Annotated in this window: 16 protein-coding genes; 2 read left to right on the plus strand and 14 right to left on the minus strand. The window is 45.1% G+C overall.

Translation table 11 applies throughout. The features are described 5' to 3' along the window. Positions 1-95 precede the first annotated feature (95 nt). The 14 genes from thrS to ACSYSK_RS06010 all read right to left on the minus strand — a co-directional run bounded on the left by thrS (position 96) and on the right by ACSYSK_RS06010 (position 16,695). Positions 96-2,045 (minus strand): threonine--tRNA ligase, encoded by a 1,950-nt coding sequence (gene thrS, locus ACSYSK_RS05945; protein WP_491714237.1) that lies wholly within the window; start codon positions 2,043-2,045, stop codon positions 96-98. A gap of 282 nt (positions 2,046-2,327) precedes the next feature. Further along, positions 2,328-3,254 (minus strand): primosomal protein DnaI, encoded by a 927-nt coding sequence (gene dnaI, locus ACSYSK_RS05950; protein ID WP_491714238.1) that lies wholly within the window; start codon positions 3,252-3,254, stop codon positions 2,328-2,330. 14 nt (positions 3,255-3,268) lie between these two features. Continuing rightward, a complete protein-coding gene (locus ACSYSK_RS05955) occupies positions 3,269-4,624 on the minus strand; it encodes a replication initiation and membrane attachment family protein (RefSeq protein WP_491714239.1) in 1,356 nt (451 codons plus the stop codon). A 23-nt stretch (positions 4,625-4,647) separates the two neighbouring features. Then, a complete protein-coding gene (nrdR, locus tag ACSYSK_RS05960; RefSeq protein WP_491714240.1) occupies positions 4,648-5,118 on the minus strand; it encodes a transcriptional regulator NrdR in 471 nt (156 codons plus the stop codon). A 23-nt stretch (positions 5,119-5,141) separates the two neighbouring features. Next, entirely contained in the window at positions 5,142-5,978 is an 837-nt protein-coding gene (gene mutM, locus ACSYSK_RS05965) for a DNA-formamidopyrimidine glycosylase (RefSeq protein ID WP_491714241.1), read from the minus strand. Between the two features lie 11 nt (positions 5,979-5,989). Further along, entirely contained in the window at positions 5,990-8,650 is a 2,661-nt protein-coding gene (gene polA / locus ACSYSK_RS05970) for a DNA polymerase I (RefSeq protein ID WP_491715873.1), read from the minus strand. Positions 8,651-8,730: 80 nt separating this feature from the next. After that, positions 8,731-9,435 (minus strand): Bax inhibitor-1/YccA family protein, encoded by a 705-nt coding sequence (locus ACSYSK_RS05975; protein WP_491714242.1) that lies wholly within the window; start codon positions 9,433-9,435, stop codon positions 8,731-8,733. 78 nt (positions 9,436-9,513) lie between these two features. Next, positions 9,514-10,845, minus strand: coding sequence for a UDP-N-acetylmuramate--L-alanine ligase (murC, locus tag ACSYSK_RS05980; protein ID WP_491714243.1), 1,332 nt, complete (start codon positions 10,843-10,845; stop codon positions 9,514-9,516). Positions 10,846-10,888: 43 nt separating this feature from the next. Next, entirely contained in the window at positions 10,889-12,937 is a 2,049-nt protein-coding gene (locus ACSYSK_RS05985) for a DNA translocase FtsK (RefSeq protein WP_491714244.1), read from the minus strand. Between the two features lie 66 nt (positions 12,938-13,003). Continuing rightward, complete coding sequence (gene ytpR / locus ACSYSK_RS05990) at positions 13,004-13,645, minus strand: YtpR family tRNA-binding protein (RefSeq protein ID WP_491714245.1); 642 nt, start codon at positions 13,643-13,645, stop codon at positions 13,004-13,006. A 23-nt stretch (positions 13,646-13,668) separates the two neighbouring features. Beyond that, on the minus strand, positions 13,669-13,989 hold the full coding sequence (locus tag ACSYSK_RS05995) for a thioredoxin family protein (RefSeq protein WP_491714246.1): 321 nt from the start codon (positions 13,987-13,989) through the stop codon (positions 13,669-13,671). Positions 13,990-14,065: 76 nt separating this feature from the next. Then, positions 14,066-14,710: a tRNA (guanosine(46)-N7)-methyltransferase TrmB gene (gene trmB, locus ACSYSK_RS06000; RefSeq protein WP_491714247.1), complete on the minus strand. Its 645-nt coding sequence runs from the start codon at positions 14,708-14,710 to the stop codon at positions 14,066-14,068. 64 nt (positions 14,711-14,774) lie between these two features. Then, the gene (locus ACSYSK_RS06005) at positions 14,775-15,965 is read right to left on the minus strand and encodes an ABC transporter permease (RefSeq protein WP_491714248.1); all 1,191 of its coding nucleotides are present in this window, start codon (positions 15,963-15,965) and stop codon (positions 14,775-14,777) included. Continuing rightward, positions 15,958-16,695: an ABC transporter ATP-binding protein gene (locus ACSYSK_RS06010; protein WP_491714249.1), complete on the minus strand. Its 738-nt coding sequence runs from the start codon at positions 16,693-16,695 to the stop codon at positions 15,958-15,960. Before ACSYSK_RS06010 ends, ACSYSK_RS06005 begins: the two co-directional genes overlap by 8 nt. A 137-nt stretch (positions 16,696-16,832) precedes the next feature. Here ACSYSK_RS06010 and ACSYSK_RS06015 point away from each other — a divergent pair, with 137 nt between their 5' ends. Next, on the plus strand, positions 16,833-17,261 hold the full coding sequence (locus ACSYSK_RS06015; protein ID WP_491714250.1) for an HIT family protein: 429 nt from the start codon (positions 16,833-16,835) through the stop codon (positions 17,259-17,261). A gap of 3 nt (positions 17,262-17,264) precedes the next feature. Next, positions 17,265-17,546 carry a hypothetical protein gene (locus ACSYSK_RS06020; protein WP_491714251.1) on the plus strand — a complete coding sequence of 94 codons (282 nt, stop codon included), beginning with the start codon at positions 17,265-17,267 and terminating at the stop codon, positions 17,544-17,546. Positions 17,547-17,572 lie beyond the last annotated feature (26 nt).

A 17,572-nucleotide genomic window follows, 5' to 3' on the forward strand; every position in this document is an offset into this window, starting at 1 on the left:
GCCCGCGAATTAAGATCCACTGGGCGAGAAGCGGGTGCTCCTGCTTTAATCAACTTTTTAAGTGTACCAACTTTATCCTGCCTTGTCAAGCCGTACTAGTCTTTACGACTATAAGACTGAATATCACGCTGTAATTCTGCACTGAAATCCGCAAAACTCATCGTGTTGGTTTGCTCTTCGCCGTATTTTCTGACAGTTACTTGTTCGTTAGCAATTTCTTTGTCCCCGATCACTAGCGAATAAGGGATCTTATTGACCTGTGCTTGACGCACCTTGTAATTCAACTGGTCGTTAGCATCATCAACGATCACCCTAATATGTTGAGCCAGCAATTTCTGTTGTAATTTCTTGGTGTATTCTAAGTGTAATTCATTATTGACCGGGATCAGTACTACTTGATGAGGGGCTAACCAAGTTGGGAAAGCGCCCTTGTACATTTCGATCAAGTATGCAGTAAAGCGTTCCATCGTCGAAATGATCCCCCGGTGAATCATCACTGGACGGTGATCTTTACCATCGGCTCCGGCATATTTTAACTCAAAACGTTCTGGTAATAAGAAGTCCAACTGAATGGTCGACAAGGTTTCTTCGCCGCCTAAAGCAGTTTTAGTCTGAACGTCTAACTTAGGACCGTAAAAGGCAGCTTCACCTTCGGCTTCAAAGTATTCTAAGCCCATATCATCCATCGCGGACTTCAACATTTTTTGCGATTTTTCCCACATCTCATCGTCATCAAAATATTTTTCCGTATTTTGTGGGTCACGATAACTCAAGCGGAAACGGTAATCTTTAATATCAAAATCACGGTAAACATCGACCATCAAGGCCAAAATCTTTTTAAATTCATCTTCGATCTGGTCGATCGCTACAAACGTGTGACCGTCGTTTAACGTCATTTCCCGCACCCGTGATAATCCCGTCAGCGCACCGGATTTTTCGTACCTGTGCATCATGCCTAGTTCGGCGATCCGCAACGGTAATTCACGGTACGAACGCTTATGGTGGTTATAAATTTGAATATGAGACGGGCAGTTCATCGGACGTAACTCCAAAAATTCACCGTCGCCCATATCCATTGGCGGAAACATGTCTTCACGGTAATGATCCCAGTGACCTGATTGTTTGTAGAGATCAACGTTAGCTAATACAGGTGTATAGACGTGTTCGTAACCCGCAGCCAATTCCTTGTCAATGATGTAACGTTCTAATACTCGTCTGATCGTAGCACCATTTGGCATCCAGTACGGTAGCCCTGAGCCAACCTTAGGATCGACGAAAAAGAGGTCTAATTTATTGCCGATCACCCGGTGATCACGTTCGTGTTCTTCTTTTTGTCGCGCTAATTCAGCATCCAGGTCCCTTTGCTTATAAAAAGCCGTACCGTAAACCCGTTGCAGCATTGGATTACTCGAAGCACCCTGCCAGTAAGCTCCAGCAACTGATAATAATTTGAAGATCTTGACCTGACTAGTTTTACTTACCAACGGCCCCGCCGTTAAGGAAACGAATTTGTCATACCGATAAGCGTAAACTGGTTGGTCAACGGCAAAAGCATCCTGTGCCAACTGTTTTTGGTAAGGGTCGTTACCCGCCAATTTAACTGCCTGTTCTTTCGTCAAGACTACGGGTTGAATGGCGGCTCCAGCAGCAACTATTTTTTGCATGTGCGCACTGACTTGGTCGAAATCCGTTTCCGATAACTGAGTTTCTTCCGGTTTTTCCGTGTCCAAATAAAAGCCGTGGGCGCTAACTTGCATCTCGCCAAAATTCATCTGTGGATAATCCGCTACTAACGCTGCCTTTAAGATAAACGCCGCACTGCGCCATAATACGGCTAGTCCTTCGTCTGAATCACTGGTGATGATCTCGATTTTACCACTCTTAGCTAGCGGTTGATTTAAATCGACCAAGTTCCCGTCTAATTTACCCGCTACCGCTTTTTTAGCTAAGCTATTAGCGATCGCAGCCGCAACATCTTTAGTCGTTGCTTCAGCCGCAAATTCTTTGATTGCTCCGTCTGGAAAAGTTAACTTAATCTGTGCCATTGATCTTCCTCCTCAATTTAAACGCTAAAAAAAGTCCCTGATGCAAAATTGCATCAGGGACGTCATTAACGTGGTTCCACCCTTTATTTAAAGCGCTTGGCTTTCTCAAATGTTCTTTAACGGAAACGACCCGCATCTAGATGTTTGTGCGAAAGTGGTAGGTAGCTTTGTATAGAAGGCTTGCAGTCACCGACCTTCATCCCTGATTAAAGCACCGTTTGTCTCTCGTTGTATTTCCAATTTAAACACTATTAACTTAAAATAACAAGTCCTTTTTTAATTTTAAGCTAAATTTCTGCGATTTTTTCCGATCACCTGGTACTCGGTCGCTAAAAACCGAATGCGTTCCATGATTCGTTTAGCTTTCAGCGGTTCGGCTTCTCCGCGGTTATTGACCGTCAAATACTCTTCTTCCAGTTGTGCTAACGATAAATTAGAACTAAAAAAGGTAGGCAGTTCTTCTTGCATCCGGTACTGTAAAATAACGCCTAAGACGTCATCGCGTAACCAACTGCTCATCTGATCGGCGCCCACATCATCAAGCATTAAAATCTGCGTTTGCTTGATTTCTTCTAGCAACCGCCCAGTCGTGTTGGTCCCAATCGAATTTTTCATTCGCACCGCAAATGAAGGGTAGTGAACCAGTGTCGTACTGTAGCCGTCTTGCGCCAATTTATTAGCCAGTGCCGCCAATAGATAAGTCTTGCCGACGCCAAAACTACCGGACAGATACATTGCCCGGTGAAACTGCTGCGGCTGTGCTTCAAACTCAGTCAAAAATCGCAGTGCGGCGTTTAACGCCTCTTCTCTGTCGGTAGGATCGTAGTCACTTAATTGTGCCAGCCGTAACGACCGCGGCAAACTGACCATCTTAACGCGTTTTTCTAGTGCGACCTGTTTTTGTTGTTGTACCAATTTAGCCGTCGGTGAGTACAAAACTTCGATTTGGTTGCCGCTGAGTGTCAGTGTCGGAAAATAGCCCGGCATAAACGTTTTTTCACCGGCCGCCAATTCCTTTTTAAACGTCACAAACTCGTATAATTTACTGCTGGCCCGCAACACATCTTCTGTGGTCAGCTGCTCACGGTGAGCCTGTAAAAAGTGTGCCACGTCCGGATCATTTAGTACCGCTTGGCGTAGCCGCTTGTAGCGCGCTCCCCAGTTGTTAGTTTGCAACTGTTTAGTCAATTCCTTGCCCAGATTCTCCATACTTCACCCCCTGCTTAGTTTTGCTGGTGTTTTTGCTTTAGTTGAGCCAGTCGTTGTTGTAATTCCGTTTGTAATTCCCGTGAAACGCTGTGCTGTTGGACCGGCTGTTTTTCGTTAGCCCACTCAGGCAGTTTTTCTTTTTGGATTATCTTTTTGGTCCGCCGTTTAGGACGCGTAAATTGCTGTGTTTTATCTTGCTGTCTGCGCACTTCTTGCATCGCTTGAGCGGCCGTGGTGATCTTTTTTTTCGACCAATCTGCCGCAATTTTTTCAAAATAATTCTTATTCATGCTGGCATTATCCTGGTCGCTTAGCAGGTAATGAATTAAGACGTTCAACACCTCAGCGGGCAATTTTTGCTGCTTGACCATGTTCATTACCGCGTATTTTTCCGCATCGGTGACCGCCACGTTAGTCTCTTGTTTGAGCACGGCTAAAAATTCTAAGGGACGGTAACTTCGACAGGCGGCTAACAACTGGGCATCTTCTTGGTTGCCTTCAGTCGGTGAACTAGTCACCTGTTTATTAGCACTTTTTGGTTGGACCTGGGGGTTTTGTAGTTGAAATTCAAAATTACGGTGCGCCAGTTGCTTAAAGTACTTAAAATTCACCTGGTTACTTTTTAGATCGACTGCTTGCTCTAGTAACTGGACTAGTTCAATTTCACCCAAGCCATACAACAAGCTCACGGTTTTGATCGTCTCCAAGTGTGCCAATACATCTTCTTGGTCGACAAAGGATTTAGCCAGTAATTGTTTAAAAAATTGCAGATCCAGTTGGCTTTTTTCATCAGCTATCCGGGGCAGGGATGGTGTCGCAGATCGTGGGTGTTGCACCGTCGCTCTTTTTAATAAGGTTTGCTGTGACAAAGTGAAAACGTCTAAAAATGACTGCGTCACCTCTTTAGCCTGACCGTAATTAAAACTGGGCGGGCATAGCGTATGTTGCAGCCTGTTAAACGTCGTTTGCCCGACCGTTTCAAATAATAAAGTACTCAACAAATCGTCGGCAAAAAATGCCGGAGCCGTCAGTGGTTTTTGAACCTCATAAAGAGTTAATTTACCCAAACGGTCAGTTTGTTGAAAAGAACGCAGCAACCCCAACCCTTCTAGCAAACTGCGGGCCGCTAAAAATTCCTGTAACCCCAGCGACAATCCCGTTAACAACACGGTATTCAACGAGCGCTTAACGAGATCCGGGTGCGCCTGTCCTTTTTGACTCAAAAAAACGTAAGTGCCGTAGGCCGCGGTACTCATTAACGGCAAGTAAAGATCGACTAAAACTTGTTGATCAGCGGCGTTTAACTGACTAGCGGCAATTACTATAAAACTGTCTTTAGGAGAAATTTCCCTTAGTTCTTGTTTTGTCATTTGACTCCTCCTAAAGTGTGAACTTAATCATTTTTGTGGGCGTCTCGTTTCATCAGTTCATCGACTTCGGCCGTAAACGAACCCATATCCTTAAATTCGCGGTAGACACTGGCGAAGCGAATATAAGCAACGTCATCGGTCTCGGCTAGCTCGGCCATCACGTATTGCCCGATCAGCTGGGTCGAGACCTCATTTTCTCCCCTACTGCGAAGCTGATTTTCGACCCGATCGACTATCGCGGTCAAACGATCCATTCCCACCGGCCGCTTTTGTGCCGCCTGCATGATCCCTTTTAGGACCTTGTCGCGTTTAAATTGTTCCCTGTCCCCGTTTTTTTTGATCACTAATAGCGGGGTTACCTCTAAGCGTTCAAACGTAGTAAAACGAAAACCACAATGTTCACATTCCCGGCGTCGTCTAATTGCCCGCCCGCTATCTGCCGGACGACTATCGATGACCCGCGAACCACTTTGATGACAGTGGGGACAAACCATCTTGTTCACCTCGAATAAATTAATTAAATTTTAACACATAGTTGCTGACAGTGGGGACAAAAATGAGTCCCCCGCTGTCCGACTTTGATCTTAGCGATCGGCGTTTGACAGCGCGGACACGGTTGGCCTTTTTTACCGTAGACACATAGCTGTTCTTGAAAAGAACCGCTGTGAGCGAAAGCATCGGTAAAAGTAAAGATCGTCGTCCCGTGCGCCGCCACCGCTTTTTTTAATTCCAAGATAATATTATCGTGCAATTCTTGTGCTTGCGCGCGCGTCACGGAACTACAAGGCGTTTGTGGGTGCAGCTTAGTTAACCACAAAACTTCATCGACGTAGATATTGCCTAATCCCGCCACCAGCGTTTGGTCCAGTAATGCCGGTTTTAACATTTTCTTTTTCTTAGTCAACGCCCGGTAAAAGTCGTTAACGTTAAACTGTTCGGGTGTAGGTTCCGGACCGAGCTTTTTTAGCGCTGGTAAGTCGTTTTCCGCTCCCGTGGTCATTAACTGCATCCGCCCAAATTTACGCACGTCATTATAACGCAACTGGCTGTGATCGGTCAGCTGAAATACCACGTGCGTATGTTTATCTAACGGAGCGGTAGCACTTTTAACACTATACTTGCCTTCCATGCGTAGGTGCGAAACCATCGTTAGCTGGTGAGAAAAGCGAAAAAGCAAGTACTTGCCCCGCCGGTCGATTTTTTCAAAGGTCTGTCCTTGCAACGCTGTGACAAATTGCTGTGGGTCTCCTTGAATGATCTTCGGGTATAAGATATCGATATCTTGGATCTTTTTTCCCAGTACTAAAGCACTTAAACCTCGTCTGACTGTTTCTACTTCTGGTAATTCAGGCATAGTTTCTCCTTTTATTTAGCATCAAACCATGTTTTACCGTGGGCACAATCAACTTTTAAGGGAACCTGCAGCGAAACCGCAGAGTCCATCACTTGTTTCACCGTTTTGGTAAATAGTTCTAATTCTTCCGGTGGAACTTCAAAGATCAGTTCGTCATGTACCTGTAGTAACATCTTGGTTTGCATCTTTTTTTGCGTTAATTCTTTTTGCATATTAAGCATGGCAACCTTGATTATATCGGCCGCGCTGCCTTGGATCGGACTATTCATCGCCGTTCTTTCCGCGAAGGAACGCACGTTATAATTTTTATGGTTAATGTCTGGCAAATAGCGCCGCCGGTGAAAAATCGTTTCGACGTAGCCATTTTTTCGGGCACTAGCAACGATTTGTTCCATGTACTTTTTAATACCGGGAAAGGCTTCAAAGTAAGACTCGATAAACTGCTTAGCTTGTTTACGCGTGGTCCCGATATTTTGAGCCAAACCGTAATCGCTAATACCATAAACGATCCCAAAGTTGACCGCCTTAGCCCGCCTGCGCATCAACGGCGTCACTTGCTTAGGATCCGTTAAGTCAAAAATTTTCAGCGCGGTCCTAGTATGAATATCTTCTCCTTGCAAAAAGGCTTCTTGCATGTGCTGGTCTCCCGAGATATGCGCCAATACCCGTAATTCGATCTGCGAATAATCGGCCGAAAAGATCTGCCAGCCGGGCTTTTCAGCCACAAATGCCTGCCGGATCTGGCGTCCTTCCGCCAGCCTGACCGGAATATTTTGCAAATTAGGATCGACCGAAGACAATCGGCCCGTCGTAGTTAAGGTCTGAGTGTAGCGTGTATGAGCCTTTGAATCACTTTCAAAGACCACTTTTAACAACCCCTCAATGTATGTCGATTGCAGCTTGGCTAACTGGCGGTATACCAAAATATGGTCAACGATCGGTGACATTCCCTGCAATTTTTGCAAAACGGCGACCGCCGTGGAATAACCCGTCTTCGTTTTTTTTATAACAGGCAATTTTAATTTTTCAAATAAGATATGCCCTAATTGCTTAGGAGAATTGATGTTGAACTGCTCGCCAGCTTCCCGGTAGATCTCCTGTTCGATCTGTGCCAGCCGTTCCTTAAATTCGCTTTGCATCTCCGTTAACCGCTGAGTGTTTACCGTGATCCCCGCAATTTCCATTTGTGCTAATACCCGTGCTAAGGGGCGTTCGATGTCTAAATACAACGGTGTTTGCTGGTTAGCGGCTAACTGTTTCATCAGCTCTTCTTTTAACGCAGAAATCGCTAAAACCTTGTGACACAAGTGGTCTAATAACACTTGCGCGTCGCTAGGAAACTGCTTTTTAGCTCCTTTGCCGTAAAAAACTTCGTCGGACTGGATCTGAGTGTAGCCGTGTTCTTGTGCTAAACTTCCTAAGTCATCGCTGTTATCGGTATTATTAAGTAAATAAGAGACCAACAGTAAGTCAAAATCGACTCCTTCTAAGTCGACTCCCAGCCGGTGTAACCCGACGTAGGTTCTTTTACTATCAAAAACATCAACTTTAACGTCAGAAGACGCCAACATTTCTTTTAGCGGCGTTTGTTGTAATAAAGTGACATCGGTAGCGGCGTAAAACTGCTCGCCCACCTGACAAGCAAATCCCTTAAAAGATGCTAAGTGGTAATTACTGCCGTCCATTTCCAAGTAAAAAGTCAACCTACTAGGATGCAGTTCAGTTAATTTCGCCAGGTTAGCAGTCGTTAGTAAAGTAAACGGGATTTTAGTTATTTCACCCGCAGCTTTTTGATCTGCCACCGGTGCCAAAAAACTCTTAAAGTCCATTTCCTGGTAAAATTCACGCAAGGCAGCATCGTCGCTTCCCTGCCAGAGCGTAGCGGCAACACTGACTTTAAGCGGAGCATCTTTTCTAATCGTCGCTAGGTCCTTGCACAAAAAAGCCGTTTCTTGATCTTCTTGGAGGTGTTCTTTTAGTTTCGACTGTTTCATCGCCGCAACGTTTTGATAAACGCCCTCCACGCTGTGATACTGTTGCAGCAATTTAATGGCGGTCTTTTCCCCGACCTTAGTGACTCCCGGATAATTATCCGAATTATCACCGGCCAGTGCTTTCATATCGATGATCTGCGCGGGGGCCAGCCCGTATTTTTCCTGAACGTGCTCAGGAGTGTACTCTTCGATCTCACTGAATCCTTTTTGCGTGATCGCCACCGTCGTTTTGGCAGTCGCCAGCTGCGTCAAATCGCGGTCACCGGTCACGATCACTACTTGATAGTTTTGCTGTTCCGCTTGGGCAGCCAGGGTCCCAATGATATCGTCCGCTTCGTAATCCGCCAGTTCATAACTCAAAATTCCGTAGGCCTGCAACATTTTACGTAAGTAGGGAAACTGTTCGCTCAATTCGCCGGGAGTCTTAGAGCGTCCCCCCTTATAATCGGTGTACTTCTTCGTTCGAAAAGTCGTTTTGCCCGCATCAAAAGCCACCAAAATATTACTCGGTTCGTACTGTTGCAATATATTATCCAGCATTTTTTTAAAGACATAGATCGCGTTGGTATGCAGTCCTGCGTGATTAGTAAAACCGCCAACATTGTGCAGTGCAAAAAAAGCACGGAAAGCCAGACTATTGCCATCCAGCAACAATAATTTTTGGGATTGCGTCATCATCATTTCTCCTCATATATCTGATCCACTAAATAATTAACTGTAATCAAAAAAACAACGGCTACTAGCCGTCGCCTAACCATTTAGTCTTTGCTACCGCTACTGCCACCAAAGATCTGCAATAGTTGCAAGAATAAATTAACAAAGTCTAAATAAAGCTGTAGTGCTCCCGTAATCGCTAAATTCGTCGTATTGAATTGCTCCCCGTACTGGAGATAAGCCCGCTTAAAAGTCTGAGTATCCCAAGCGGTCAAAATCGAAAAGATCACGACCCCGACAAACGAGAAAAGATAACTAATTAGGGAACTTTGTAAAAACAAATTAACTAACATGACAACTATTAAAGCAATCAAAGCCGCCATCGCTTGGTTACCTAGCCTAGTTAGATCTTTTTTAGTAGTTGCACCCAAGAAAGCTAAGACAATAAAATCAGCAGCAGCAGCACCAAAAGCCGCCGTTACGTTGCCGAGGTTATAAACTAGTAATAAGGTGCTAAAGAACAAACCGTCGATCCCGGCAAAGGCAAATAGTAAACTAACACTGAGTGCCGGCGCTCTTTGCGGGTTAAAAGACAGCCCAAAGACCATCACTAACTGGAGTCCGAACAATATTAAAAAGCTAAACGGGTGTTGGGCAAAGAAATTTAGCACCGATGCCTGCCAAACCGTCGCGCACAGATAAGCAATCAGTCCAGAAAAAGCGACTGCCCCTGCCATTAGACCATACATTTTAGTGAAGAAACGTCTTAATCCTACTTGTTGACTGTCATAAATTCGTTCGTTATTCATCTTAGTCCTCCTTTTACCTAGTACTATTCTTGCTTTATTCTAACTAATTTAACAACAAAGAACAATTATTGTTGCTTTCTAGTTTTTCCTAAATTTAACTTCGTTGAGTAAGCGTTCGTAACTATTTTCGTATTTTTGAATGTCACCGGCGCCCATAAAGACTACGACCGCATCGTGATAATCCAACAACGGTGACATATTATCAACGCTGAGCACCGTGCCCCCCTTAGTGATTTTGCGCCCGAGGTCTGCCGCCGAAATTTTACCACTGGATTCCCTGATCGAACTAAAGATCTCCGTCAAATAAACCTGATCGGCCAAATTTAAACTCGCAGCAAAATCATCGAGCAAGGCAATCGTCCTGCTGAAAGTATGCGGCTGAAAAACCGCGATGATCTTTTTAGCGGGATATTGTTGCCGGGCCGCGTCTAAGGTAGCCCGAATTTCGTGCGGGTGGTGTGCGTAATCGTCGATGATGATCATGTCTTCGATCTTCTTTTCGGTAAACCGGCGCTTAACTCCCCTAAAAGTCGGCAGTTCTTCTTTCACGACTGCCTGGTCGATTTTTTCAATGTAAGAAACGGCGATCACGGCTAAACTATTCAAAATATTATGCGTTCCAAACAGGTGGATCTCGTAAGAACCTAGTTTTTGCTCGTGATAGTAGACGTCAAACGTAGAACCACCCGTAGTCTTTTTAATGTTAACGGCCCGAAAATCGTTATCGTCTTCTACGCCATAATAATAAACGGGTACTGGACTTTGCAACTGACGCAAATTAGGATCGGCACCCCAAGCAAAAATTCCTTTTTTGGTTTGTTTAGCTAGAGTATTAAACGCCGCACAAACGTCCGCGATCCCCGTAAAATAGTCGGGATGATCAAAATCGATATTGGTCATAATCGTGTAGTCGGGATGATAAGCCACGAAATGCCGGCGGTACTCATCGGCTTCAAAGGCAAAAAACTGAGCATCAGGGACTCCCTTACCGGTACCATCTCCGATCAAGTAACTCGTCGGACAAACTCCGCCTAAAACGTGAGCTAATAAACCAGTCGTACTAGTCTTACCGTGCGCACCGGCTACGGCAATACTGGTCGTTTCTTGAACTAACTGCTCCACTACTTGCGGATAAGTCAGTATTTCTAGCCCTAGTTTCTTAGCGGCAGCGATCTCCACTTGCTGGTCGTCAAAAGCATTGCCCGCGATGACCGTCATTTGCTTTTTAATATTAGCCGCAGCAAAAGGCAAGATCTGAATCCCCGCTTCTTCTAATCCCCGCTGAGTAAAAGTGTATTTGTCGATATCGGAACCTAACACGTGACAGCCCTTATCGTGTAAAATCAGTGCCAACGCACTCATTCCGGTCCCTTTGATCCCCACTAAAAAATACGTCGTTGCCATGTCCATTCAATTGATCCTCTTTTCAATTATTTTCAAAGTAATTCAGCTATTATTCGGGTAAATTAGGTAACTGGTCCGCCGTTAAAAACACCTGGCGCGGTTTAGAGCCCTGCGCACCGGAAATATAGCCCCGTCTTTCGAGCTCATCGATGATCCCCGCGGCACGGTTATACCCGATCGAAAATACCCGTTGTAACTTAGAAGTAGAAATATGTTTTTCCTGTACTAGGTAGCGCAAAACTTGGGGCAACAACTCATCTTCTTGCTGACTTTGTTGCGCCTGTTTTTTCAAATTGTCGGGATCAAAAGCATAGTGTGGCCGTCCTTGTTTTCTCACAAAATCAGTGATTGCATCGATCTCTTCTTCCACATATGTTCCCTGTAAACGCACCGGCTGACTAGCACCATTTCCCAGGTATAATAAGTCCCCGCGTCCTAATAAGCGCTCTGCTCCCGCGGTGTCTAAAATCGTACGTGAGTCCACTTGACTAGAGACCATAAACGCGATCCTCGTCGGAATGTTGTTTTTGATCGTTCCCGTTACTACATCAACGCTCGGACGCTGAGTAGCGAGTAGCAAATGAATCCCCGCAGCCCTAGCTTTAGCGGTGATCCGCGCGATCTGTTCTTGCACTTCCGTCGCCGCCACCATCATCAGGTCCGCCAATTCATCGATCACGATCACGATGTACGGCAGTTTTAAGCCATCGTCACCGTTAGCTACGGCTTTTTGGTTGTAACTTTCGATGTTGCGGGTCCCGCTAGCAGCTAAGCGTTCGTAACGCTGATCCATCTCGGTGATCACCCATTTCAAAGCCGCGGCAGCCGCCTGCGGATCCGAGATCACGGGTGCTAACAAATGCGGGATATCATGGTACGGTGCCATTTCGACCGCCTTAGGATCGATCAGCAACAATTTGACTTCCGTTGGCTTAGCCTTATACAACAAAGAAACCAACAAACTGTTGATAAATACCGATTTTCCCGAACCGGTTGCCCCGGCTATTAAACCATGAGGCATCTTTTGCAAATTCGTCACCTGTGGTTCACCAAACAGGTCCACTCCCAAGGCGACAGTCAGCGGCGAACGCGCATTCTTAAAGGCTGGTGCCCCTAAAACTTCGCTTAACATGACTGGTCGTGAATGGGGATTAGGGATTTCAATACCCACACTGCTTTTCCCCGGGATCGGCGCTTCGATCCGAATATCTTTAGCGGCTAACGCTAATTTCAAGTCATCGGTCAGATTGGTGATCTTGCTGACTTTGACCCCTCGCTCTAACGTGATCTCATATTGCGTCACGGTCGGACCAATCGTCCAGTCCTTGACCGTCCCGGCAACGTGAAAGGCCGCTAACGTTTCGTTTAACACCTCGGCTTCGTGTAACACCCACTCGTCTAGCTGTTCGTTATCAGCTGTGACCGGTTGAGGCAACAGTGACAGCGGCGGAAAATGATATTCCAAGTTACTGTCAGCTTTTCTTTTCACAGGAACCTGTTGTGCAGGTGTCGGCGGTGCAAATAATTTTAATTCTCGTTTTTCGTTTTGTTCTGCAGCCATAATTTCTGCAAATGACTGCTGTAACGCTCGTTTAGGTGCACTTTTTTTAACAGGAACAGCCTTTTTAGTTTCTTTGACCACAGCGGTCGGCTGAACTATTTGTTGGTCCTCAACTTGAGGTTTTGCTTTTTTAGTCACTTCAGGCACAGTAACCGCAGCAGCCGGCATAAACGTTTCGGTCGCAAGCGCGGGTAATTGCGGTGCTGCAACTGTAGCGATTTTAGCCGGTTGCGGGCGCGTCAAGTCAATTTCCTCACCAGTGAGCGTTTGTGTCAATAATAAATAAGAATCTCGTGGCTTAGCCAGTTCTGCTAATAACTGGGCGTAAGGCACGGTCACTAGCGCCGGTTTAGTTTGAGTCAGCGACGCCAGTGATGGTGGCACGTAAGACAAATGAAAGGCATGATAGCGAGTGCGCTCAAGGCCTCGTTTTCTTTTAGGTTCACTGATCCTAGGTTTTGGTTCATCCACCTTCGGCTTTTGGGCACCAGTGATTTTTGGTTGGCGGTAAAAAGCCGGGCCGTCATAGTGTTTCATCGATTATCATCCATTCAAAGAAAAATCGGAATGGCAACTAGGTGTCAACTCCGATCATCAATAATATTAAGCCGTGAATAATGTAGCAGCCTGCGTAAAATCAAAGGGCGTACCCACCTGATAATCAGCCGGGTCTAACTCTAAAATCCCGCGTTTTTGAGGTGCATTAGGCAATGCCAACTCACGCGCAGCACAAATCATGCCCATACTACTCTGGCCCCGCAACTCCCCTGGCCAAACGATCGCTCCACTAGGCATCATCGCGCCTACCTTAGCAACGACTACGGTTTGACCCGCAGCAATGTTAGGGGCACCACAAACGATTTGGAGCACTTCGTCGTGATCGATGCGTGTTTGAGTGACGTGCAAATGATCTGAATTGGGATGAGGGGCAATTTCTTCCACGTAACCAACAACAAATTTAGGAGTCAAATCACACTCCAATTCACCCGTAAAGCCGGCAGCTTGCAACTGCTGGTTTAACGCGTCCACTTGCTTTTGGTTCAGTTTGATCTGTCCGTTTCCCATCAAATCTGGCACCTGTTGTTTAGCAGCCAAGAAGTTATAGCCTAAAGTTTGTTTGGTTTTGGTATCAAAGATCCGCACGATCCGGTCTTTAGTCTCAACTCCTTGATTCGGCGTGTCCGGTGCTAAAACCGTTAGCAAGACATCGCCCAATTCAGCCGCATTATAACTTGCAATCAACATTTAACTTCTCTCCTGCCTTCAAATTACTCCGCTGTTTTTAAAAAATCTTCAACTTCCTGTTTAGTTTTACGGTCCTTATTAACCAAACGTGCAACTTCGTGACCATCACGGTAAACCACAAAACTCGGGATCCCCATAATGCCCATCTCCTGGCACAGTTCTAAGTTTTCGTCCCGGTCTACCTGAATAAATTGGAACTGGGAAAAATCTTTTTGGATCTCAGGCATCGCTGGTTTGATAAAACGACAATCCGGGCACCAGTCCGCTGTAAAAAACAAAACATAAGCTCCCGTTGCCAGCTGTTGGTCTAGTTCATTTTGATTCATCTTGGCCAGTTTTTCCATGGTTATTCCTCCCGGATCTTAATTGTTACTTCTTTTATTTTAGCATTTTGCTTAGCATTTGCACAATTTTCAAATACTAACTGTTAAAATGAGCGGCTAACTTATAAATTGGTTGCCCCTGCGCGCTAAAACGCTGCTCGTATTCCGTCTCGACGTTATCTTCCACATCAGTTGCCGCGTGCAAGTCCAGCCACACGCCATCAAACTGCATTCCAAAGTTATTTAAAGACTGTAACGAATATTCAAACAGCCCCCGGTTATCCGTTTTAAACTCTAACATTCCCTTTGGCCGCAATACTTGTTGGTACTGTTGTAAAAAAGTTGGGTACGTCAAACGTCGTTTAGCCTGTCGTTTTTTAGGCCACGGATCGGAAAAATTGAGGTACAGCCCACTAACTTCTCCGGCAGCAAACATTTCGGTTAACTGGGCACCATTACCCAAAACTAACTGTAAATTAGGCAACTGTTGTTCTAACTGCTTTTTTAACGTGATCCCGACCGCGGTCGTTTGTAATTCCACACCAATGTAATTACGTTGCGGGTGATTTTTAGCCGATTCAATGATAAAACGACCCTTCCCCGTGCCGATTTCAACGTATAAGGGTTGGTCTTGACTGAAACGTTTTGCCCACTTACCCCGTTGTGCTTGCGGGTCGACTACCACGTATTGAGGATTAGCTTCAATCAGCGGGCGAGCCCACGGTTTATTTCTTAAACGCATTTTTTTGCTCCTAAATCATCAAAGTAAAGTGCCTATCTAGTTTACAAATTTAATTCTCAACGTGTCAAGCCTGCAGCCGTTTTTTCGCGTAATGCCCGGCTAACCACCAACTTTCGGCTAGTAATACTAAGAATACCGCCCCGCTAGCCCAGACCCGGTTGTTGTACATAAAGGAAATAAAAAACAACACCGAGCTGAGTGCTAACAACGAAAATAACAACTGACTAAAGGCCGTCATTTTTTGCCGCGTGATCAACGGGTAGACGTGCATAAAAATATTTTGCTCGTAATTGTTAAATAATGGTAGTAACTGAAAACCGATCAAGTAATTGAAGATTACGGCCAAAAGCGCGGCTACCCAAAACTGTTTGATAAAAAGCAGTAAAACTACTCCTAAAAAAAGCAACCTGAGATATAGCGAACTGTACTGCGCGTTACGCACAAAGCCCCGCCAGAATAGGTAGGTAAAAAAACGATCAGGTCTCGCAGCGGGCAACATGCGGTCTAAAAAACGACGCCGCTTGGGCCGAGCAGTCATTACCCCCACGTCGGTAAACAGGTTAAAGAACCGGTACAATCGTGCCATACGTGTTTCTTCTTGTGCCAGCGCGTAGTTCCAGTCAAACAAGCCTCCTGTCCGGACGAAACGCCAGCTGCAAACCGCTACCAACACGGTCAACAACACTGCTACCCACCCCGAAAGGTACAGCCCACAAGCTAGTAAAACAGCTGGCAAAATTAGCGTTCCCCCCAGACGAACACTCACCAAGCGTAATTCGTGCCGATAAAGTTGTACGCATTGTAAGCCCAGCCGCAGACCAGCTAAAAGCAATTGAACCACCGCTAGTAACACACAAGAGAGCAAAGACAGTTGGACCGCAAAGAGTAAGAATGGTACTAGAACTAAAAACAAACAGACTTGCCAGCACCAGATCCGAATCGCACTGTAACGGTAAGCTTTTTTTAGGTAACCGGGTATTTGCCTTTCCAACGGCAACAAAAAGACCTTATCCGGACGCTGCAGCAACGTCGCCAAGTGCCCTAACTGTAAGAATAACAATAAGGCTAATAAGACCACCGGTTTAGCCCACCATAAATTACCGTGAAGTCCCTTTAAAAAATTAGCGTAGGTAAACCCTACTGCTCCAGCTAAAAAAAGTAATGCGATGACAAAATGATCGTTTAGCACGTAACGCAGGTATTTTAATAATAATTTTTGGTACTCACGACTTCTGTTTCTCCATATCTCATTCATCGACTGACTCCTTACCCTGGGCAGTCAACCCTAAATAGATGTCTGCTAACGAACTGTGCGTTTGTTGTTGCAACTGCTCAAGGGTCCCATTGGCAACTACTCGTCCCTGATCGATCATCACGAAACTATCGCAGACCTCTTGGGCAGTACTTAAAACGTGCGTAGACATTAAAATCGCCGTTTGCTGTTTTTTCTTTTCTGCCAGTAACTGCAATAAATCCTTAGTCGCTAACGGGTCTAACCCCAAAAACGGTTCGTCGATCAGTAACACTTTAACTTGTGGCAATAACGCACACACGATCATTACCTTTTGTTTCATCCCTTTAGAAAAATTGACCGGCAACCAGTCCAATTTTTTTTCTAAGCGAAAGATCCGCAAGATTCGCTGTGCCTCTTTCCACGCAGCGTCGTGGTCCAAATGGTAAGCCATGATCGTTAGTTCAATATGTTCTTTTAACGTTAATTCTTCGTATAAAACCGGGATTTCCGGAATATACGCCAGCTGTTCTTTATAACGCAACGCGTCTTTTTGTAACGAGAGCCCGTCGATCGTGATCTCGCCTTTTTGTGGTTGTAATAAACCAATGATATGGTTGATCGTCGTCGATTTACCGGCACCATTTAACCCGATCAACCCCACCAACTGCCCGGCTGGCACTTGAAAAGAAATATCTTTTAAAACGGGCAGTGCGGAATATCCGCCCACTAAATGTTCGACTTTTAAGTTCATTAATTTCTCCTCTTTAAAAATGAATTCGTTGGTATTATAACACGACTTTTAACTAAATAACGGTTAAAAATTAACGGTAGTCGTTGTATACTTAAAAGTAGCACTTGATTTAAATCCAAGACAAAGGAAGTTTTATTATGAAAGATTGTGTTTTTTGCCAGATCATCGCGGGACAGATCCCGAGTTCTACCGTCTATCATGACGACGTAGTGACAGCTTTTTTGGACTTATCCCAAGCAACTCCCGGACACACACTAGTCGTTCCTAACCAACACGTCAAAGATATTTACGCTTATGACGAACAACTCGCACAGGCCGTTTTTGCCCGGATTCCCAAAATCGCCCGCGCTATTCGGGACTCTAATCCCCAAATCGCAGGGATCAACATCTTAAACAACAACGGGGAAGTTGCCTACCAGTCAATTTTTCATTCTCACATTCACTTGATCCCTCGCTATAGTGAACAGGATGGTTTTAGCATGTCGTTTCAGGATAATACTAAAAAATATACTCCAGTTGAATTACAAAAAATTGCTAATGGCATTGCTAGCAAAATCGAGGATTAGCCGATGAAAAAAACTACTGCACTAGCACTAATAATTAGCGGAAGCGTTGCTGGGTTAACTTTGATCCCTCAATTTCGCCGCAAGTTAACGCAAACAATTAAAGCTACAGCACTGACACAAGCCGTAGCCAATACCAATATTACTACCCAAGAATTACTGCACCAATTGCAAGTTACTAGTAAAACCCTAGCGGACATTACCACGGAAGTTGCTCAGTTTGCCACGGAAGTCGAACCATTTATCCGTAAAATGACCAGTAACGACCACGTTCAAGTGAGAAATTAAACATCCATTAAGTTTTAAATTTAACA

The sequence above is a fragment of the Ligilactobacillus sp. ESL1201 genome (assembly GCF_058503265.1).

What these genes read in the sequence shown, in the direction of transcription:
- ytpR (WP_491714245.1), bottom strand. Translation starts at nt 13,645, where the DNA reads ATGTTGATTGCAAGTTATAATGCGGCTGAATTGGGCGATGTCTTGCTA.
- ACSYSK_RS05955 (WP_491714239.1), bottom strand. Translation starts at nt 4,624, where the DNA reads ATGACAAAACAAGAACTAAGGGAAATTTCTCCTAAAGACAGTTTTATA.
- trmB (WP_491714247.1), bottom strand. Translation starts at nt 14,710, where the DNA reads ATGCGTTTAAGAAATAAACCGTGGGCTCGCCCGCTGATTGAAGCTAAT.
- ACSYSK_RS05975 (WP_491714242.1), bottom strand. Translation starts at nt 9,435, where the DNA reads ATGAATAACGAACGAATTTATGACAGTCAACAAGTAGGATTAAGACGT.
- ACSYSK_RS06010 (WP_491714249.1), bottom strand. Translation starts at nt 16,695, where the DNA reads ATGAACTTAAAAGTCGAACATTTAGTGGGCGGATATTCCGCACTGCCC.
- ACSYSK_RS05995 (WP_491714246.1), bottom strand. Translation starts at nt 13,989, where the DNA reads ATGGAAAAACTGGCCAAGATGAATCAAAATGAACTAGACCAACAGCTG.
- ACSYSK_RS06020 (WP_491714251.1), top strand. Translation starts at nt 17,265, where the DNA reads ATGAAAAAAACTACTGCACTAGCACTAATAATTAGCGGAAGCGTTGCT.
- mutM (WP_491714241.1), bottom strand. Translation starts at nt 5,978, where the DNA reads ATGCCTGAATTACCAGAAGTAGAAACAGTCAGACGAGGTTTAAGTGCT.
- ACSYSK_RS05985 (WP_491714244.1), bottom strand. Translation starts at nt 12,937, where the DNA reads ATGAAACACTATGACGGCCCGGCTTTTTACCGCCAACCAAAAATCACT.
- polA (WP_491715873.1), bottom strand. Translation starts at nt 8,650, where the DNA reads ATGATGACGCAATCCCAAAAATTATTGTTGCTGGATGGCAATAGTCTG.
- thrS (WP_491714237.1), bottom strand. Translation starts at nt 2,045, where the DNA reads ATGGCACAGATTAAGTTAACTTTTCCAGACGGAGCAATCAAAGAATTT.
- murC (WP_491714243.1), bottom strand. Translation starts at nt 10,845, where the DNA reads ATGGACATGGCAACGACGTATTTTTTAGTGGGGATCAAAGGGACCGGA.
- ACSYSK_RS06005 (WP_491714248.1), bottom strand. Translation starts at nt 15,965, where the DNA reads ATGAATGAGATATGGAGAAACAGAAGTCGTGAGTACCAAAAATTATTA.
- nrdR (WP_491714240.1), bottom strand. Translation starts at nt 5,118, where the DNA reads ATGGTTTGTCCCCACTGTCATCAAAGTGGTTCGCGGGTCATCGATAGT.
- ACSYSK_RS06015 (WP_491714250.1), top strand. Translation starts at nt 16,833, where the DNA reads ATGAAAGATTGTGTTTTTTGCCAGATCATCGCGGGACAGATCCCGAGT.
- dnaI (WP_491714238.1), bottom strand. Translation starts at nt 3,254, where the DNA reads ATGGAGAATCTGGGCAAGGAATTGACTAAACAGTTGCAAACTAACAAC.